14 protein-coding genes are annotated in these 19567 nt (G+C 31.8%); 8 read left to right on the top strand and 6 right to left on the bottom strand.

Annotation, left to right across the window (positions count from 1 at the left end):
• Nucleotides 1–9: 9 nt before the first annotated feature.
• The 3 genes from H6578_02125 to H6578_02115 are packed head-to-tail and all read right to left on the bottom strand — an operon-like array spanning nucleotide 10 to nucleotide 1922.
• A complete protein-coding gene (locus H6578_02125; protein ID MCB9225955.1) occupies nucleotides 10–1320 on the bottom strand; it encodes a TolC family protein in 1311 nt (436 codons plus the stop codon).
• Nucleotides 1313–1630, bottom strand: a complete 318-nt coding sequence (locus H6578_02120) for a hypothetical protein (protein ID MCB9225954.1) — start codon at nucleotides 1628–1630, stop codon at nucleotides 1313–1315. Before H6578_02120 ends, H6578_02125 begins: the two co-directional genes overlap by 8 nt.
• Complete coding sequence (locus tag H6578_02115) at nucleotides 1575–1922, bottom strand: helix-turn-helix transcriptional regulator (GenBank protein ID MCB9225953.1); 348 nt, start codon at nucleotides 1920–1922, stop codon at nucleotides 1575–1577. Before H6578_02115 ends, H6578_02120 begins: the two co-directional genes overlap by 56 nt.
• Before the next feature lie 173 nt (nucleotides 1923–2095).
• Here H6578_02115 and H6578_02110 point away from each other — a divergent pair, with 173 nt between their 5' ends.
• On the top strand, nucleotides 2096–2491 hold the full coding sequence (locus H6578_02110) for a DUF1573 domain-containing protein (protein MCB9225952.1): 396 nt from the start codon (nucleotides 2096–2098) through the stop codon (nucleotides 2489–2491).
• A 589-nt stretch (nucleotides 2492–3080) separates the two neighbouring features.
• Here the strand turns inward: H6578_02110 and H6578_02105 are convergent.
• Nucleotides 3081–3764 carry a response regulator transcription factor gene (locus tag H6578_02105; protein ID MCB9225951.1) on the bottom strand — a complete coding sequence of 228 codons (684 nt, stop codon included), beginning with the start codon at nucleotides 3762–3764 and terminating at the stop codon, nucleotides 3081–3083.
• A complete protein-coding gene (locus H6578_02100; GenBank protein ID MCB9225950.1) occupies nucleotides 3761–5020 on the bottom strand; it encodes a HAMP domain-containing histidine kinase in 1260 nt (419 codons plus the stop codon). The genes H6578_02105 and H6578_02100 overlap by 4 nt, the downstream gene beginning before the upstream one ends.
• Nucleotides 5021–5071: 51 nt before the next feature.
• Between H6578_02100 and H6578_02095 the strand changes: the two genes are divergently transcribed.
• The 3 genes from H6578_02095 (at nucleotide 5072) to H6578_02085 (ending at nucleotide 10868) form a co-directional block, all read left to right on the top strand.
• Entirely contained in the window at nucleotides 5072–6430 is a 1359-nt protein-coding gene (locus H6578_02095) for an NAD-dependent succinate-semialdehyde dehydrogenase (GenBank protein MCB9225949.1), read from the top strand.
• Between the two features lie 27 nt (nucleotides 6431–6457).
• Nucleotides 6458–8392, top strand: coding sequence for a T9SS type A sorting domain-containing protein (locus H6578_02090; GenBank protein MCB9225948.1), 1935 nt, complete (start codon nucleotides 6458–6460; stop codon nucleotides 8390–8392).
• A gap of 61 nt (nucleotides 8393–8453) precedes the next feature.
• The gene (locus H6578_02085; protein ID MCB9225947.1) at nucleotides 8454–10868 is read left to right on the top strand and encodes a M1 family metallopeptidase; all 2415 of its coding nucleotides are present in this window, start codon (nucleotides 8454–8456) and stop codon (nucleotides 10866–10868) included.
• Between the two features lie 7 nt (nucleotides 10869–10875).
• Here the strand turns inward: H6578_02085 and H6578_02080 are convergent, their stop codons facing one another.
• Entirely contained in the window at nucleotides 10876–12108 is a 1233-nt protein-coding gene (locus tag H6578_02080; GenBank protein ID MCB9225946.1) for an ABC transporter permease, read from the bottom strand.
• 141 nt (nucleotides 12109–12249) lie between these two features.
• Here H6578_02080 and H6578_02075 point away from each other — a divergent pair, with 141 nt between their 5' ends.
• The 4 genes from H6578_02075 to H6578_02060 all read left to right on the top strand — a co-directional run bounded on the left by H6578_02075 (nucleotide 12250) and on the right by H6578_02060 (nucleotide 19556).
• Nucleotides 12250–14517: an aconitate hydratase gene (locus H6578_02075; protein ID MCB9225945.1), complete on the top strand. Its 2268-nt coding sequence runs from the start codon at nucleotides 12250–12252 to the stop codon at nucleotides 14515–14517.
• A gap of 217 nt (nucleotides 14518–14734) precedes the next feature.
• Nucleotides 14735–15433 carry a DUF3223 domain-containing protein gene (locus tag H6578_02070; protein ID MCB9225944.1) on the top strand — a complete coding sequence of 233 codons (699 nt, stop codon included), beginning with the start codon at nucleotides 14735–14737 and terminating at the stop codon, nucleotides 15431–15433.
• Between the two features lie 198 nt (nucleotides 15434–15631).
• The gene (polA, locus tag H6578_02065; protein ID MCB9225943.1) at nucleotides 15632–18448 is read left to right on the top strand and encodes a DNA polymerase I; all 2817 of its coding nucleotides are present in this window, start codon (nucleotides 15632–15634) and stop codon (nucleotides 18446–18448) included.
• 10 nt (nucleotides 18449–18458) lie between these two features.
• On the top strand, nucleotides 18459–19556 hold the full coding sequence (locus tag H6578_02060) for a Nif3-like dinuclear metal center hexameric protein (protein MCB9225942.1): 1098 nt from the start codon (nucleotides 18459–18461) through the stop codon (nucleotides 19554–19556).
• The last annotated feature ends 11 nt before the right edge of the window (nucleotides 19557–19567 follow it).

Raw genomic sequence — 19567 nt, 5'->3', positions numbered from 1 at the left:
TTAAATGTTTTATAATTTAGCTGATACTTTTTCTAATTCTAATTTTGCTATTAATAAATTGTACACCGACTGCGAGTAATTTATCATAGTGGTGGTGTATTCTTGCTGTGCCTGCGACAACTCGTAGCTTGAACCTACACCTTCGTTAAACATTACTCTTGTTTTGTTTAATATTTTGTTTGCCAAAGCCAAATTTTGCTTTTGGTTGTTGTATTCGTTTATGGCATTTATAAGCTGCGTTTGAGCATTTGAAAATTGAAGTTGCACAGCTTCATTAAAATTCTCCCTGTCATTTAAGGTCATCTGCTCCTCTATTTTTTTCTGCTGTATTTGAGAATATGCTTTTAAACCATCAAAAAGTGGAATTTGTAAAGAGAAACCTAAATTTCCAAAATCAAACCAACGCTGGTTGGTATCAAAAAAGTCAAATTTTGTACGCTGGGCATTAGTTCCATAATTTCCAAAAGCATATAAAGCAGGAAAATAATTAGAACGCACTTGCTTGATGTCAAATTTTTTCATCTCCAATCTATTATCCAATAATTTTGCTTCTATTCTTTCGTTTGGGTCAATATCTTGAAGAATTGGAACATTATCTAACGATGTAATATCGTCTAATTTTTCTGTTACAATTAGTTCTTCTTCTTGTGGCATTCCTATTGAAAACTTTAAATTATTTAATGCCAAATCATACTGATTATGAAGTTTTGTAATTTCCGATTCTAAATTTTGGAGATTTAACTCCAATCTATCTACGCTAAGTTCATCTATTAAACCTACATTATAAGTGGCTCTGGTATCTCTTAGTATTTCTTCAAGTGTTGTTTTGTTTTCTAACAATAAAGTGTATGCTTTTTGGCTAATTAAAGCAGCATAATATGCTTTAGTTATATCTTCTGTAATGTCTATTCTGGCTTGTTCTACTTGCTGGTCGGCTATTTGAAGCAATACTTTTCTGGCTTTTAAGCCATATACGTATCTGGCATCAAAAATTAATTGATTAAGCTCTGCTTTAAGCGTGGCTGACTGTGGCTGCGAAAACTTAATTACCATTTCTTGCGGAGAAAAAACACCCGCAGGAATAACACTGGTTTGTTGTTGAAACGCATAATTATAATCTAAATTGGCTTTTAGTTTTGGAAATCCTTCTGTCATTATTTCAAAAGCAAATTCCTTTTGTTTTGCCGATTCTAACTGAGCATTTTTAAAAGTTTTACTGTTTTGCAATCCATAATTAACAGCTTGCTCTAATGTAAAATCGTATTGAGCATAAATAGCAAACGGCAGTAATATTGCCAGTAGTAATATTATTTTATTCATTTTCAAAATCTATCGTTTTTATATATGCCACACCATTTTCTGAGGCTATACCGCTTAAATGATACTTCATAAACTGTTTGTATAAATTTGCAAAATCAAAAGAAGTAGAAGGAAACTGCCTCGGCAAAACAAGCTGTTCTATTATAATGGTATAAAATTTTATCATTAAATTACTGTCTATTTCTTCTCTGTACAATTTTTCTGTTTTTCCTTTCTCAATATTTTTAGAAAGAATATGGTGCATAAATTCTGATTTATAATCCTGCACTATTTGCCACGATTCGGGATAGTATTTTTCTAAATCGTACATTGAAGAAGGATGTATTTTTCTTAAATTTTTTAGATTTATTTTGCCAATAGATACTATCTCGTCTATAGCATTGTTTTTTTTGATTTAGTATAAAATCTATTTCTACTCTTTGGGTTTTCATAAAATTTTCAAGAGCTTTTTTTACTAAATCAGATTTGTTTTGTACAAACTGGTACAAGGTTTTTTTAGAAATACCTAAATCTTTAGATAAATCATCCATAGTAACAGAACGAACACCATACTGAAAGAAAAGTTCCGTAGCTTTGTTTATTATTTCTATCTCTTGACTCATTTTCGGGGTGCAAATATACGAACGAAAACTATGGAAACAAATTTTCATTTTAAAGTTTCCACACCTTATTGTTAAACTTCTGTTAAGCAAAATTTAAGGTTTGAACTTTGGCACAGAAATGGTTTACATTTGAAATGTAATTAATTAGTAATCAAAAAAAAATTATACGACTTATGAAAAATTTATTCTTAATCTTGTTTGTGTTTATTGGAATGAGTTCAATGGCACAGGATTTAAACTTATCTGTAGAAGGTAGTGGTGCAGTTATTTCTTTTGACAAAGAAACTTTAGACTATGGCGATATTGCTAAAGGTTCTGATGGACAAAGAGAATTTGTAATAACTAACAAAGGAAATGAGCCATTAATTATCTCTAACTGTAAAGGTAGCTGTGGATGTACAGTTCCTAAATGTCCTACTGAGCCAATTTTGCCGGGTGAGACTTCAAAAATTAAAGTAAAATACGATACTAATAGAGTTGGTAAATTTACTAAATCTGTAACGGTAAGCTCTAACGCTTCTGAAGCTACTAAAGTGGTAAAAATAACAGGAAACGTATTAGCAGAGTAATAATATTTTAAATTGTTTTAATAATAGAAAGCTCCGGTTCTTAATTGAATTGGAGCTTTTTTATTAGGTGTCCGTAAAGATATACAACAAGTGTTTTTTATTAACTTTTCTTTAGTAGAAAAGTTACAAAAGAATCGCACTAAGTTTTCAGCGACCCATTATAACCTCAACTCCTAAAAATCAAAAACTCATCACTCCGTTCTTCAAACAGTTTAATTTTTTACGGAGTTTTCGGTTAATGGGTGCCCCACTTGCAAACTTAAGGTGCACTTTTACCCGACCTTAATCAAAAATACGTTAAGAAATGATGTAAAACAGACATCCAAAATGAATGAACCCATAAAACTATAAACAGACAAATTAGTATGCTCCTACAATTGAAAATACTTTAGGAAAACTAAAATTGAGCATACATTAATTTGTCCTCGTCTGGTTTTATAGCATTTTAGTGTTTTTGATTACAGTCTTGATTTTTTGTTACTTTTGTATCAAGACAAAAGTAAAAGACCACAAACTGTAACTAAAATTACTTAAACATCCAAAAATTTTATCTCAGAACATAATTTATTCGTATAAAAATGGAGCTTTTTTATTTGCTTAACTTAAAGCCTACTCCCCTCACTGTTTCTATTTGTACCTCATCACTATCGGCAAGATATTTTCTTAATCTTGATATAAAAACATCTAAACTTCTACCCAAAAAATAATCATTTTTACCCCAAAGTTTTATTAAAATATCACTTCTTTTTACGGTAGTATTGGCATTATCTAAAAGTAGTGCCAGCAAGTCGGCTTCTTTTGCTGTTATATCAAACTTTACTTTATTGTTTTTTAAAGTTAAATCATTAGGACTAAATTCATACCCGCAAAAAGTATAATTATTTTGCGGAGTGGAATTTTCAACATTTCTTCTTTTTAAAAATATTTTAATTTTAAATAGCAATTCATCCATACTAAAAGGCTTAGTTAGATAATCATCTGCTCCTATTTCAAAACCTTTCAATCTATCTTCTTCTAATGATTTTGCCGATAAAAATAAAATAGGTACCTCTTCATTTTTACTTCTTATGTGCTTTGCTATTTCAAAACCATCTACTTGCGGTAGCATTATATCTAATATCGCCAAGTCAAAATGCTCCGCATCAAAAGTATCTATTGCTGTTTTTCCATTGTCGCAGTGTACTATTTCATAATTTTCTTGTAGCATTTCTTCTTTTGTAATAAATGCTAATGCCTCATCATCTTCTACATATAATATTCTTATTTTGCTCATATTTCTATATTAATTGTTGTTCCTTCGCCTTTTTTGCTGTTTATTTTTATTTTCCAGTTGTGTTTATCTACCACTTGTTTTACATAAAATAATCCTAAGCCAAAACCTTTTACATTGTGCACATTTCCGGTAGGCACTCTATAAAATTTATTAAAAACTTGTTTAATATGTTTTTCGTCAATTCCTATTCCATTATCTTTTATCTTAATTATGGTTTTTGCACCTCTATTTTCTACACTTAAATTTACAATAGGTGTTTTATCATTGTATTTTAAAGCATTATCTAACAAATTGTACATAATGTTATTAAAATGCAGTTTGTCGGCATAAATTTCTACATCATTTTCAGGTAAATTTAAAATTATACTTCCACCATTTTTTTCAAAATTCAATGATGCACTCCTTACTATTTCTTCTAACTGCTCATTTAAGTTAAGTTTTTCTTTTTTAAGCTCTAAATTATCGTTTTGCAGCTTGGCAATATTCAAAACTTTTTCTACCTGTCCATTAAGTCTTTCTGCTTGCTCTTGTACTATTTTAGTATAATTTGACAGTCTATTGTCTGTTTTAATATTTTCATTTTTAAGCATAGCCTCTGCCGAAAGTTTTATAGCCGAAATTGGCGTTTTAAACTCGTGTGTCATATTATTTATAAAATCGGTTTGCAACTCCGAAAGTCTTTTTTGTTTTAGAATAATATATATGGCATAAGCAAAAAATATAAGTGCTATACTCAATAAAATAGAAAACACAATAGTCAGTTTTAAATTATTAAGCACATAGCTTGTTTTTGTAGGCAAAAAGACGCCAAAATAATAAGAAAATTCATTGTATTTTGGCAGCGATTTAGTGGGTTTGTCGTTTGTAATTTGGTCGTCTAAATCTACATAATTGCCATAAACCATTTCATCACTGGCACAATCGTAAATAGCATATTCGTAATCTAAATTTATTTGCAGTTTTTCAAATTCATTGCTTATATAGTATTCTAAAGTATTGGCATCAATTTGGTCATTAATATTTACCACAAAATAATCACTAGATAATTGATTAACTATATCTTCATTACTTAAATTTCCTTCATTGTCAGAAGCTATTTTTTCGGCTACATTTAGCAATGCCGTATGAATACTTTCGTTAAACTGCCTTTCTTTAACATCATAAGCTTTACTAAGCCAAAAAATTTGAACAGTTAATATGCCCAAAATGGCCAAAACACCTAAAATAACTACAATACTAATTTGGCTGTTTCTCACTGTGTAAAAATAGCAATACTATTTAAAATAGATAATGCCTATATTTATAGTATGGAAAATTTAAGAAGTATTAATCCCTACACCGGAAAATTAATTGAAAATTACAAACAAAATACAGATACCGAGATTGATAAAAAAATTAAAAACCTGCATAGTGGCTATCTTAAATGGAAGGCAACTCATTTGGAACTAAGAAGTAAAACACTAAACGACATAGCCAATGTATTAGAGCAAAACAAGCATACATATGCTAAATTAATGTGCAATGAAATGGGAAAACCAATAGTGCAAGCCATAGCAGAAGTAGAAAAATGTGCTTGGGTTTGCCAATATTATGCCGAAAATGGTGCACAATTTTTAGAAAATAAAGAAATAAAAACAGATGCTACATTTAGCTATGTTAGTTATGAACCTATAGGTATTTTACTGGCTGTAATGCCATGGAATTATCCATTTTGGCAATTTTTTAGAGTTTTAGCTCCCAATATAATGCTGGGAAATGTGGTATTGCTAAAACATGCCAGCAATGTAAGTGGCTGTGCTTTAGCATTAGAAGGTATTTTTAAAACTTTAAATTTAGAATATAATATAGTAGCGGTTCTATTAGCTTCTTCAAACAGAATGGAAAGTGTAATAAAAAATCCACTTGTTAAGGCAGTTACACTTACAGGTAGCGAAAAAGCGGGAAGCATAGTAGCCGTTACAGCCGCTAAGGATATTAAAAAATCGGTTTTAGAATTGGGGGGAAGCAATGCCGCCATAATTTTAAAAGATGCCGATTTAAAAAAATATATAAGCACTATAGCTTGGTCGCGGTTTATGAACACGGGACAAAGTTGTATAGCTGGAAAACGGTTTTTAGTACAAGAAAAAATTTACGATACATTTATTGAAATGCTTAAAAAAGAAGTGGCTAATTATACTTCGGGAAATCCGGCAGAGGAAACTATTAAAATAGGACCTATGGCAAGCGAAACTTTAGCTAAAGAGCTTGAAAACCAACTAAAAGAAAGTATAAAAAATGGTGCTAAAACATTAATGGGTGGCAAAAGAGAAGGAGCTTATTTTGAACCCACATTAGTAGAAGTAAATGATATTAATGTTCCCGTTTTTGAACAAGAAACCTTTGGTCCTTTAGTGGCTATTAAAAAGTTTAAAACTACAGAAGAAGCTGTAATGCTGAGCAATTTTAATCATTTTGGTTTAGGCGTTTCTATTTATACAGACAATATTGAAGTGGCTAAAAGTTTAATTCCCCAGCTTAATGAAGGAGCTGTTTTTATTAATGAATTGGTAAAATCTGATCCTCGCTTGCCTTTTGGCGGTGTTAAAAAAAGTGGTTATGGCAGAGAACTTGCTCAAGACGGCATTTTAGAATTTGCTAACAGAAAAACAGTATTTATTAAGTAGTACCAAAAAATTCCTACCTTTATTTTTATGAAATCAATATTTACTTATCTTTTTGTATCTTTTTTTGCAGTTTCGTTTGCCCAAAATACACCAGACCATTTTTGTGCTAAACATAAAAAACAAGCTTGGACAAATTTCAATAAAGCAAATTTTAAAAGTATAAGCGGTCAAGAGAAATATGACCTAAACTATGTAAAATTAGAATTGGATGTAGATAATATAAGTACCGAAATTTATAGTGCTAAAACTACACTTAAAGGAAAAGTGGTGGGTGTTAGTCTTGATGTATTTATATTAGAATTAATAAATAACTTAATTGTAGATTCTGCAAAAATTAACGGAAATATTGTAAGCACAAATAGAATTGGAGATGAACTACAAATTTTTCCAAGCAATAGCATAGCTAATGGACAATTTTTTACAGCCGAAGTTTATTATCATGGCACACAGCCAAATGGCGGTTCTGTTCAAGGAATTTTCAATTCAGTTTCTCCATCGTGGGGAAAACGTGTAACATACACTTTAAGTCAGCCTTTTGGAGCTCCGTCTTGGTGGCCGTGCAAGCAAGATTTAACTGACAAAATAGACTCAAGCGAAGTGTGGATAACTGTACCAGATACTTTAATGGCAGGTTCTAATGGCTTATTAATTAACGAAATAAACCTACCTAACAACAAAAAACGCTTTGAGTGGAAACACAATCACGCTATAGATTTTTATTTAATTTCGTTTAGCGTAGCAGATTATCAAGAATATAATTTTAATGTTACGCTCCCTAACAGCCAAAGTGTTTTGGTTCAAAATTATGTATATGACCATCCTAATTTATTAAATCAATTTCAAAGCGATATTGATGAAACAGGAGCTATGCTCATTGAGTTTTCTAACAAATATGGCATTTATCCCTTTGCAAACGAAAAATACGGGCATTGTATGGCTCCTTTTAGCGGTGGTATGGAACATCAAACTATGACAACACAGGGTTTTTTTAATAGAAGTTTAACAGCTCACGAACTGGGACACCAATGGTTTGGCGACCATGTAACTTGTGCTACTTGGGGACACATTTGGATTAATGAAGGCTTTGCTTCTTATAGCGAGTATATTTTTCAAGAAAGTGTTAATTATAATATAGCTCAAAATGATATGGCTGGAGTGCATAATAATGTAATGTCGCAGCCAGGAGGTAGTATTTATGTGTATGACGATAATAATGAAAATGCCATATTTAATAGCCGGTTAGTTTATGATAAAGGTAGTGCTTTGGTACACATGATTCGCCATTGGGTTAATGACGATAATTTGTTTTTTACGGCACTTCAAACTTATCAAAATATTTTTGAAGATAGTACAGCCACTGCCGAAGATTTTTTTAGTGTAATAGAAAATATAGCAGAAATAGATTTACAAAACGAATTGCAACAATGGTATTATGGAGAAGGGTATCCTACTTTTAGTTTGAAATACAATAACAGCCCAAACGGTTTAATTATAGAATTAAGCCAAGCAGGTTCTATGTCAAATATTACACCTTTTTTTGAAACGGCTATAGAAATAAAACTAAACTTTAATAACGGTACAGACACTATATTAAGAGTAAATAATGAATGGAATAATCAACAATATTTATTTAACCAAATGCCCACTATAAGCAGTATAGAAATAGACCCACTAAACTGGGTGTTAAACAAAGTGGGTAATGTAGAGGAAGACTTAAATTTAGTTTATACATCTATAAACAGTATAAATAAAAGCAACAATATAACGCTATATCCAAACCCCAACAAAGGAAGTTTTATTGTAGAAACAGAAGAGCAAACACCCTACAAAATATATGACTTATTAGGCAAAGAAATAAAATCGGGAGTATTGAAAGAAGGCAAAAATCAAATAGATTTACTTTCCGTTAAAGGTTTATATTTCTTTAAAGCGGGCAAATTATTTCCTGTTGTTATCAACTAATTATTTATTCAAATAAAAAACATCGTTAATAGATTATAGCCATATTGCTTACCTTAGTGCCATGAAAAAAATAGCACTATTTTTAAGTTTAATATTTTTTATTCAATTTATTACGGCTCAAAACGATATAGTTTGTCATTATTTTGATAAAGAAGGGCAAACAAGAGAACACACCGTAGATTTTAAAACACTAACATTGCACATTAGCTTTGATACAGAAAACGAAAAAATAGCAGGCAATGTTTTTTATACCTTTCAGCCTAAAAGGAAAGAAATTTACAGTTTAGAATTAGATGCTCCGGAAATAGATTTTAAGTCTGTTTTGCTTAACAATAAACCATGCAAATACACTACAACTGCTACTTCTATTACACTTTTGTTTGACCAAGCATTAACATGGAATAAAGAATACCAACTTGAAATAAGCTATACCGCACAACCCAAAAAAGGACTTTATTTTTATGGTTGGAACGATGAAACAAACAGAGCCAGAAAACAAATTTGGACACAAGGGCAAGGCATAGACAACCGCTATTGGATACCAAGCTTTGATGATGTAAGTGATAAGTTAATTACAGAAACCTACATTACTTTTAAAAACGGATATGAAGTTATTTCTAATGGAAATTTAATAAGTAAAGAACAAAAGCAAAATGATGAAACCACATGGCACTATAAAATGGACGAGCCACACGTTTTGTATTTAATAATGATAGCCATAGGCGATTATGCGTATAAAGATTATACTTCAAACAGAGGTATAGTAAGCCGGCAATATTACTACCCCGAAAAGCCCGAACAAGTAGAGCCTACCTACAAATACTCGGCAAAAATGATGGATTGGATGGAACAAGAATTTGGCGTAAATTACCCTTGGGGGGAAATATACAGAAATGTTCCCGTAGCCAATTTTTTATATGGCGCCATGGAAAATACTACATCAACCGTACTAACCGATTATTATTTAAAAAATGAACGCGAAGCCATGGAACGCGATTATGTAGGCACAAATGCACACGAACTTACCCATCAGTGGTTTGGCGATTATATAACAGAATGGAACAGCGAAAGCCATTGGCTACACGAAAGTTTTGCCACCTATTATGCCAAGCAGTTTAAAAGAACAGTTACTTCAGAAAACGATTACCAATGGGCAAGATACATGGAAATGCGAAGTGCTTTTAATGCCGATAGTAAAAACAATATTCCTGTGGCACACAGCAAAGCAGGCTCAGCAAGGCACTACCCCAAAGGAAGTATGGTAATAGATATGCTTAAAGATGTAGCAGGCGGAGATGAACAATACCGTAAAGTAATAAACAGCTATTTGAAAAAATATGGTTTTAAACACGTAGATACGCATTTATTTGAACTTGAATTTATGGAAGTGCTGGGCTTAAACTTAAACTGGTTTTTTGACCAATGGATAAAAAAGGGCGGTTTTCCTGAATATGAAGTAAATTATAATGTAAAAAAAGATAGCTTAAATATTAACGTAGCTCAAATTCAAAAACAAAATGAAACCGTAGGGCTATTTAAAATGCCAATAGATATAGATGTTTATTATACCGATGAAACTAATTCGCATTATACCGAATGGATAGAAAGAGATAGTACAAAAATTACTAAATATTTAAACCCAAATAAAGAAATAGATTTTATAGTATTTGATACAGGGAATAAAGTATATAACAAATTAAATTTTGTACGCCCTACCAAAGAAGTGCTGCATCAAGCACTTTATGCCCAAAATATGATAGACCAATACGAAGCACTCAAAGAATTAGAAAACGTAGAAATAAAAGAAAAAAGAAAAACACTTTTAGAGCTTTACAATACAGCTTCATTTTATATTTTAAAAGAAAACGTAATTAAGCAACTTGCCAATGATAACAGCAAGAAAAGTAAAGAATTAATAACAAAAGCACTTCAAGATACTGATTTTAGAGTACGCAGAAGAGTGCTTTATGAGGTAAAAGGTATAACAGAACAAAATAAACCTTTGTATATGGCTATGTTAAAAGATAAATCTTATGTAAACATTGGTTTGGCATTAGATTCATTAAGCGAACATTTTCCTAATGAAATAACAGAATATTTAACATTAACAGAAAAAGATGCTAATGAAAATGTCAATTTAAAAATAACATGGCTAAAAATAGCACTACAAAATAACGATTTAAGCAAACTTAATGAATTAGTTGATTTTAGCTCAAACAGTTTTGAATTTAGAACAAGAATAGCCGCCATTAGAACCATAGATGATTTAGAATTGGTAAATAAAAAATACATTTACAATTTGCTTTCTGCACTAACAAACTTTAATAGGGCATTAAGCAGTACGGCAAAAAAATCTTTATTAAAATTAGCGGAAGACGAAAATCATAAAAACGAAATTTTAGACCAAATAAAAGGATTAACTTTTAATAAAAACGAACAAGAAAAAATAAAAGCTTTGTTAGATAAATTAAAATAAGTATTGCTTACTCATATCTAAGTGCTTCTACGGGGTTTAGTTTGCTGGCTCTGTATGCAGGAAACAACCCTGCCAACAAACCAATAAACGTACAAAAAATTAAACCTCCTATTACCCAATTTACAGCTAAAGTAAAATTAGATTTAAGAACAAAAATGGTAACTAAATTACCAAAAACTATTCCCAGCAAAATTCCTATTATACCCCCTAAAACACAAATACTTACAGCTTCAATTAAAAATTGCATAAAAATAGTACGCCTTGTAGCACCAATAGATTTACTTAAACCTATTTCTCTTGTACGTTCGTTTACCGATACCAGCATTATATTCATTAAGCCCACACCTGCCCCCAAAAGTGTAAGCAAGCCTATTACTCCGGTTGCCACTTCTATAAAAGCAATATTAGATAAATAAGTATTAGCTAATTTATCGCTTCTAACTATGTGAAAATTATTAGCCTCTAAAGCCTCTAATTTTCTAACTCCCCGCATAATGCCCTCTGCTTCGGCTATAGCCTGTTCCAGTAGTTCTGTTTTATTGGCTTCTACTATTATGTCAAAACTTTTGTTAGTAAAATCATAATCCATTCTGGCTTTAGTATAAGGTATTAAAACAAAATTATCGTTTTTACCTGCCGATGCTCCTTTAGATTCCAATAAAGCAATTATTCTATACTTTCTGCCATCTACCAGTAGCATACTTCCTACTACCGAGTCAATAGCGGGATAATTTTTTGCTGCCGCATCATAACCTATAATAGCCACATTTGCTCCATCATTCATTTCCATTTCTGAAAACCCTCTGCCTTTTAAAATATTTTTTCCGGACACCGATAAATAATTCATATCTCCCGATTCTATTTTAACATTAGGGTCAGATTCATTATACTTGCTCTTAATAATTACATTCTCATTAACCGTAGCGTGTAGCGAAATTTTTGCCGGAAATTTGAATTTGTTTTTAAACATTTCCGCTTCATTAAAACTAATTTTTTCTATTTCTTGGGGCATTCCTCTTCTTCTTTGCTCTTTTAGCTCCACTCCGGGTTTAATAGTAAAAGCTCCAGCTCCCAGCTCTATAAAATTATCGGTAATATTATTTCTAATACCATCAATACTGGTAAAAATAACTATCAATGCCATAATTCCGGAAGCAATAATAGTTAAAGTTAAGGCACTTCTTAGCTTATTTGATTTTAAGGCACTAAAAGCCAATTTTAAATAATCGGTAAAATTCACAAAGCTAATTTAGGTAATTTTTTAAAGTCTTATTTTAAATTATTCTAAATATTATTTAACGGGAACTATTTACTCAAATTTTTCTTTGTAATAGTTGTATCTTTGCATCGTAATTTTTAACATTAAAAACGGATAAAAAAAATGGCTTTTGACATTGAGATGATTAAAAAGGTTTATGCCCAGCTTCCAAAAAAAATAGATGAAGCAAGAAAGGTATTAAATAAACCTTTAACTTTAACAGAAAAAATATTGTACACGCATTTGCATGCAGATTCTCCCTTACAAAATTACACAAGGGGTAAATCTTATGTAGATTTTGCTCCGGACAGGGTGGCTATGCAAGATGCAACGGCTCAAATGGCTTTATTGCAATTTATGCAAGCAGGCAAAAAAACAGCAGCAGTTCCATCTACCGTGCATGCTGACCACTTAATACAAGCAAAATTAGGTGCTAGTGAAGATTTACAAAACGCTTTAAATCAATCCTCTGAAGTTTTTAATTTTTTATCTTCTGTTTCTAATAAATATGGTATTGGCTTTTGGAAACCCGGAGCAGGAATTATACACCAAGTAGTATTAGAAAACTATGCTTTCCCGGGTGGAATGATGATAGGAACAGACTCACACACTGTAAATGCCGGTGGACTGGGAATGATAGCTATAGGCGTAGGTGGTGCAGATGCAGTAGATGTTATGGCAGATTTACCTTGGGAACTTAAAATGCCTAAATTAATTGGCGTTAAATTAACAGGAAAATTAAGTGGCTGGACAGCTCCTAAAGATGTAATTCTTAAAGTAGCAGAAATACTAACTGTAAAAGGCGGTACGGGTGCTGTGGTTGAATATTTTGGAGAAGGTGCTTTAAGTATGTCTTGTACCGGTAAAGGTACTATATGCAACATGGGTGCAGAAATAGGTGCTACTACTTCTACTTTTGGCTATGATGAAAGTATGGAACGTTATTTACGTGCTACAGATAGAGCCGATATAGCCGATATGGCAAATAAAATAAAAGAACACTTAACAGGAGATGCCGAAGTTTATGCAAATCCTGAAAAATATTTTGATGAGTTAATAGAAATAAATTTAAGTGAATTAATGCCTCACTTAAATGGTCCTTTCACTCCAGACTTAGCAACAGAAGTAGGCTCTATGCACGATAAAGCTGTTAAAAACGGCTGGCCGCTTGAAGTAGAATGGGGATTAATAGGTTCTTGTACTAACTCTTCTTACGAAGATTTATCAAGAGCGGCTTCTATTGCACAACAAGCTTTAGATAAAAAATTAGATACAAAAGCCAAATTTGGTATTAATCCGGGTTCTGAGCAAGTAAGATTTACTGCCGAAAGAGATGGTTTATTAGAAGTTTTTGAAGATTTAAAAGCCACTATATTTACCAATGCTTGTGGGCCTTGTATAGGACAATGGGCAAGATATAGCGATCCTAAAAATGCTCCAAAAAACAGTATAGTTCACTCTTTTAATAGAAACTTTGCTAAGCGTGCAGACGGAAACCCTAATACTCATGCTTTTGTGGCTTCGCCAGAAATGGTAGCAGCTATAGCCATATCAGGCAGATTAGATTTTAACCCAATTACAGATACTTTAGTAAACAGAGATGGTGAAAAAGTAAAATTAGATGAACCTACAGGTTTTGAATTGCCTCCAAAAGGATTTGCTGTTGATGACAACGGCTATCAAGCTCCGGCAGAAGACGGAAGTGGTGTAAATGTAGTTGTAAAACCAGATTCTCAGAGATTGCAGTTGTTAACGCCATTTGCACCGTGGGAAGGAACAGATTTAAAAGGTATGAAATTATTAATTAAAGCCTTTGGAAAATGTACTACCGACCATATTTCTATGGCTGGTCCTTGGTTAAAATACAGAGGTCATTTAGATAATATTTCAAACAATATGCTGATAGGTGCGGTAAATGCTTTTAATAAAGAAACCAACAAAGTTAAAAATCAACTTACAGGAGCTTATGGCGAAGTGCCTGCTACACAAAGAGCATACAAAGCTGCCGGAATAGGAAGCGTAGTAGTAGGAGATGAAAACTATGGCGAAGGCTCATCAAGAGAGCATGCCGCTATGGAACCACGCCATTTGGGAGTAAGAGCTGTTATTGTTAAATCATTTGCCCGTATTCATGAAACTAACTTGAAAAAACAAGGTATGTTAGGCTTAACATTTGTAAATCCTGATGATTATAATAAAGTACAAGAAGATGATGTTATTGACATTTTAGGATTAACAACATTTGCTCCAAATAAAAACTTAAAAGTAGTATTGCACCACTCAGACGGCTCTTCAGATGAGTTTGAAGTGGCACATACTTACAACGAAACTCAAATACAATGGTTTAAAGATGGTAGTGCTTTAAATACTATTAAAAAATTAAACGCTTAATATTAAAATTTTCATTTTGTTAAAAAGCGAAGAGCTTGCTTAGATATAGGCAAGCTCTTTGTTTTTAAAGGGGTTATGACTCTTAGGATTTTTAGATATATTTTTAAGCTACTTACTATTAATATATTTTAAAAAAGTTACACATTATATTGCACTCTTTTTCTATTTTTTCGCTTTCTTAAATACAATAACTATCTTTATCGGTAGATAAAATAAAATTAAGATGGCAATAAAAATAGGAGATAAAGAATTTAAGTATAAAAAAGATGCTCTATTTTTTTATAAAACCATTTTAAATTCATATAAATTCGGAGATACATTGACCAATTTTGATTTTGAATTAGTTAGTAATTTATTAAAATATTCAAAAAGGAATAGAGAGCAATCACATTTGGGTATAAAGCAAATTAAAATTGGCAAAGTACAATATAATACTAAATGCTTTGAGATATTATTTGACGATGATTCAAAACACATGTTTTCTTATAAATTAGCCATTAGTGGAAAAAGGACTCCATTAGCAAAATTTACAGTTGCATGTAGGAATACAATACAAGAAGATTTACATACTGTAAAACAGAACTTTTTTCAATTACATTCAAAAAAAGGGAAAGTAAAATGTCAAGAAACAGGTATAGAAAGCAGTTGGATTGAATTAAATGTAGATCATAGACAGCCAAACACCTTGTCAATTATTATAGATAGATTTATTGAACTAAACAAAATTGATGTAAATAAGGTTAAGTATAATAAAGACAATAACAACCTAATTCTCTTTTCCGATAAAGATTTAGAAAATAATTTTAGAGTATATCACAAAAGAAAAGCAAATCTACGGATTGTAAGAAAAGAAAAAAATCTTTCCAGAACTCATCAAGGCAGAATTAAGACACAGAAAAAAGATTTACGCATATAACATTTGTAATTCACAAGAATAGTTATACAAGTTTCCTCCACAATTAGCATTTTACAATTTAAACTACAGGAAAACCAAGGGGTCATAAGCCCTTGGTTTTTGAAGGTTTTTATACATCCTACCACCAAACTATTTTAAGCATAAAAAACAAAGGAACTTCTTTGTTCTAAAATTAATCCTTAGTTTTACATTTATACTATGGAAGAAAAAAAATTATTTTTATTAGATGCCTATGCTCTTATTTTTAGAGCTTATTATTCATTAGGATTTACCAGAAATGCCGCAGGCGAAAGTGTACCCAAAGCCTTACTTAACTCTAAAGGATTTAACACCACAGCCGTTAGAGGTTTTACCGAATTTTTAAGTTCTATTTTAAAAAATGAAAAACCAACGCATATAGCCGTAGTTTTTGATTTTAAAGCCCAAACTATTAGAGCTCAAGAACACGATTTTTATAAAGCCAACAGAGCCGAAACACCTGAAGATATTAAGCTGTCGGAGCCATATATTAGAGATATTATTAAAGCTTATGGTATTCCTATTTTAGAGCTTGAAGGATATGAAGCCGATGATGTAATAGGCACTTTGGCTAAAGAGAAAGAAAAAGAAGGCTACACCGTTTTTATGGTAACACCCGATAAAGATTTTGCTCAGTTAGTATCTCCTAATATCTTTATGTACAAGCCTTCAAGAGCCGGCAATGGCGTTAAAATTTTAGGCGTACCCGAAATACAAGAAGAATGGGAAGTAGAAAACCCACTGCAAGTTATAGACATACTGGGTATGTGGGGCGATGCCGTAGATAATATTCCGGGTATTCCGGGAGTGGGAGAAAAAACAGCCAAAAAGTTTATAAAAGAATATGGCAGTATGGAAGGGCTGTATGAAAACGTAGATAGCTTAAAAGGCAAAATGAAAGAAAAAGTTATTGAAAATAAAGAGCAAGCTTTTATATCAAAAAAATTGGCTACCATTATTTTAGATGCACCCATAACTTGTAGCAATGATGATTTAATAATTTCAGTACCGGATACAGATAAATTAAATGAAGTTTTTAATGAAATGGAATTTAAAACACTGGGCAAAAGACTATTGGGCGATGCTTTTACCGCACAACAAACGCCCAACAATTCTAATAGCGGACAATTAGATTTATTTGCTTCTACTCAAAGTACTGATGTAGCTCCACCTGCTAAAAATGACAAGTACAATAAGTTTGATAAAGAAAAAGTAAATTATACACTTATTGAATCTAAAAAAGACTTAGAAAACTTTGTACAGCTTTTAAGCAAGCAAAAGTCTTTTACTTTTGATACCGAAACCACAGGTTTAGATGCCATGAATGAAAGTATTTTAGGAATGTCGTTCAGTTTTCATGAAAAAGAAGCCTATTATTTGTCTTTTAATGATAGCAACAGAGCAGAATTATTATCTGTTTTAAAACCTATATTTGAAAATGAACAAATAGAAAAAATAGCTCAGAACATTAAGTACGATATGCATATTTTAAAGAATTATGGCATAAATGTAAAAGGAAAATTATTTGATACCATGCTGGCTCATTATTTATTAGAGCCGGATGCCAAACACAATATGGACGATTTAGCCTTGGACTATCTTAAGTACGAAACCATACACTTAGAAGATTTAATAGGCAAAAAAGGAAAAAATCAAAAGCAGTTTAACGAAATAGAATTAACAGAACAAACCAACTATGCCGCTGAAGATGCAGATATAACACAACAATTATTTGCCATATTTGGCGAAAAGTTAAAACAAGAAAACCTACAAAACGTTTTTAATGATATAGAAATGCCCTTAGTTCCGGTGCTTACCACAATGGAAAGAAACGGAGTAAAAATAGATGAAGCATTTTTAAACACGTACTCAAAAGAGTTGGCAGAAGAGCAACTGCAAGTTCAAGAAAAAATCATAAAAGAAGTAGGTTTTAATTTCAATTTAGATTCGCCCAAGCAATTAGGAGAAGCTTTGTTTGATACCTTAAAAATACCTTACAAAGGCAGTAAAACTAAAACAGGACAATACGCCACAGGCGAAGATAAACTGATGAACTATGAAAAAGAATATCCCATAGTTCACGATATTTTAGAGTACAGACAAATAGCAAAACTGCGTTCTACTTATGTAGATGCTTTACCTCAATTAATAGATAAAAAAACAGGAAGAGTACACACTTCATTTAACCAAGCTATAGCCGCCACAGGAAGACTAAGCTCTACCAATCCCAACTTACAAAACATACCTATAAGAACAGAAAGAGGCAAAAAAGTAAGAAAAGCTTTTATTCCAAAAGAAGGAAATATTTTATTAGCTGCCGATTATAGCCAAATAGAACTTAGGTTAATGGCAGAGCTAAGTGGCGATAAAACTATGTTACAAGCATTTAATGACGGTTTAGATATACACGCAGCCACGGCTTCTAAAGTTTTTAATGTGCCGTTAAGCCAAGTAAGCAGAGAAATGAGAAGCAACGCCAAAACTGTAAATTTTGGAATTATTTATGGCGTTACCGCCTTTGGTTTAAGCCAGCAAACAGATTTAAGCCGTAAAGAAAGTGCCGAAATTATAGAAGCGTACTTTAAAACCTATCCGGATATTAAAAAATATATGGATGAAAACATTAAATTGGCTCAAAAAAATGGCTATGTAAGCACCATAATGGGAAGAAAACGAAAACTTTATGATATAAATTCTAAAAATGCCATACAAAGAAGTCATGCCGAAAGAAATGCTATAAACGCTCCCGTGCAAGGCTCTGCTGCCGATATGATAAAAATAGCCATGATTAACATTCAAAAAGAAATAGAAAAACGTAAAATGTTATCTTTAATGACTCTGCAAGTGCATGACGAATTAGTATTTGATGTAGAACAAAAAGAAGCAGAAGAAATAAAAACCATTATAAAAGATAAAATGGAAACAGCCATTTCGGGGTTAAAAGTGCCTATTATAGCCGAAATAGACACAGGCAAAAATTGGTTAGAAGCTCATTAAATTTACTTTTATGAAACTTAAAGAAATAATAAATTATCTGCAAGAAGTGGCTCATCCTTCGCTTCAAGAATCTTACGATAATAGCGGATTAATAGTAGGAAACGAAAATGCAGAAATAGATAAAGCCATAGTTTGCTTAGATGCCATAGAAGATGTAGTGCAAGAAGCTATAGACAAAGAAGCTCAATTGATTATAGCCCATCACCCCATTATTTTTTCCGGTTTAAAAAGCCTTACCGGCAAAAATTATATAGAAAGAACCATTATAAAAGCCATACAAAACAACATTGCTATTTATGCCATTCATACTAATTTAGACAATGTGCTACACGGTGTAAATAAAAAAATTAGTGATAAATTAGGCTTAATAAACACTCAAATTTTAGCACCCAAAACATCTTTGCTAAGCAAATTAATAACTTTTGTTCCCTTAGTGCATAAAGAAGAAGTGCTAAATGCCCTTTTTGACGCAGGAGCAGGAAACATAGGAAATTATAGCGAAGCCAGTTTTAGCACCAAAGGAATAGGAACTTTTATGCCAAATGAAGATGCCAACCCCACCATAGGAGAAATAGGCGAACGAGAAGAAGTAGATGAATATAAAATAGAAGTTTTAGTACCTCAATTTAAAATAAAAACCGTTTTAAAAGCATTAATAGATGTTCATCCTTACGAAGAAGTGGCTTACGATATTATTCCGCTGCTTAATACAAACCAAGAAGTAGGCAGTGGCATGGTAGGCGAACCAAACGAAGCTATAAATACAGAAGACTTTTTAAAAATGCTACAAGAAACTTTTGAAGTGCCAGCCATTAAACATACCAAAATAATAAAGCCACAAATTAAAAAAGTAGCTTTATGCGGAGGCTCGGGTAGTTTTTTGTTAAAAGATGCTATTTCTAACAAGGCAGATATTTTTATTACGGCAGATTTTAAGTATCATCAATTTTTTGATGCTGATAATCAAATAATTATAGCAGATATTGGTCATTATGAAAGTGAACAATTTACTTCGGAATTATTAATTGAAAAATTGAATAAAAAATTTAGTAATTTTGCAGTCATTTTGACGGAAATAAACACAAATCCCGTAAAATATTTTATTTAAACTAAATAAAT

This window comes from Chitinophagales bacterium (genome assembly GCA_020635995.1).
In the GTDB taxonomy this organism is placed as follows: Bacteria; Bacteroidota; Bacteroidia; order Chitinophagales; family UBA8649; genus JAFMKE01.
Note: the sequence above shows the minus strand (reverse complement) of the source record. Positions and strands in the feature narration are given on the sequence as shown.

Excerpts from the sequence above, each read along its gene's own strand:
- H6578_02085 (MCB9225947.1), top strand. The coding sequence starts at position 8,454 with ATGAAAAAAATAGCACTATTTTTAAGTTTAATATTTTTTATTCAATTT.
- H6578_02125 (MCB9225955.1), bottom strand. The coding sequence starts at position 1,320 with ATGAATAAAATAATATTACTACTGGCAATATTACTGCCGTTTGCTATT.
- H6578_02105 (MCB9225951.1), bottom strand. The coding sequence starts at position 3,764 with ATGAGCAAAATAAGAATATTATATGTAGAAGATGATGAGGCATTAGCA.
- H6578_02060 (MCB9225942.1), top strand. The coding sequence starts at position 18,459 with ATGAAACTTAAAGAAATAATAAATTATCTGCAAGAAGTGGCTCATCCT.
- H6578_02075 (MCB9225945.1), top strand. The coding sequence starts at position 12,250 with ATGGCTTTTGACATTGAGATGATTAAAAAGGTTTATGCCCAGCTTCCA.
- H6578_02110 (MCB9225952.1), top strand. The coding sequence starts at position 2,096 with ATGAAAAATTTATTCTTAATCTTGTTTGTGTTTATTGGAATGAGTTCA.
- H6578_02090 (MCB9225948.1), top strand. The coding sequence starts at position 6,458 with ATGAAATCAATATTTACTTATCTTTTTGTATCTTTTTTTGCAGTTTCG.
- polA (MCB9225943.1), top strand. The coding sequence starts at position 15,632 with ATGGAAGAAAAAAAATTATTTTTATTAGATGCCTATGCTCTTATTTTT.
- H6578_02095 (MCB9225949.1), top strand. The coding sequence starts at position 5,072 with ATGGAAAATTTAAGAAGTATTAATCCCTACACCGGAAAATTAATTGAA.
- H6578_02120 (MCB9225954.1), bottom strand. The coding sequence starts at position 1,630 with ATGTACGATTTAGAAAAATACTATCCCGAATCGTGGCAAATAGTGCAG.
- H6578_02115 (MCB9225953.1), bottom strand. The coding sequence starts at position 1,922 with ATGAGTCAAGAGATAGAAATAATAAACAAAGCTACGGAACTTTTCTTT.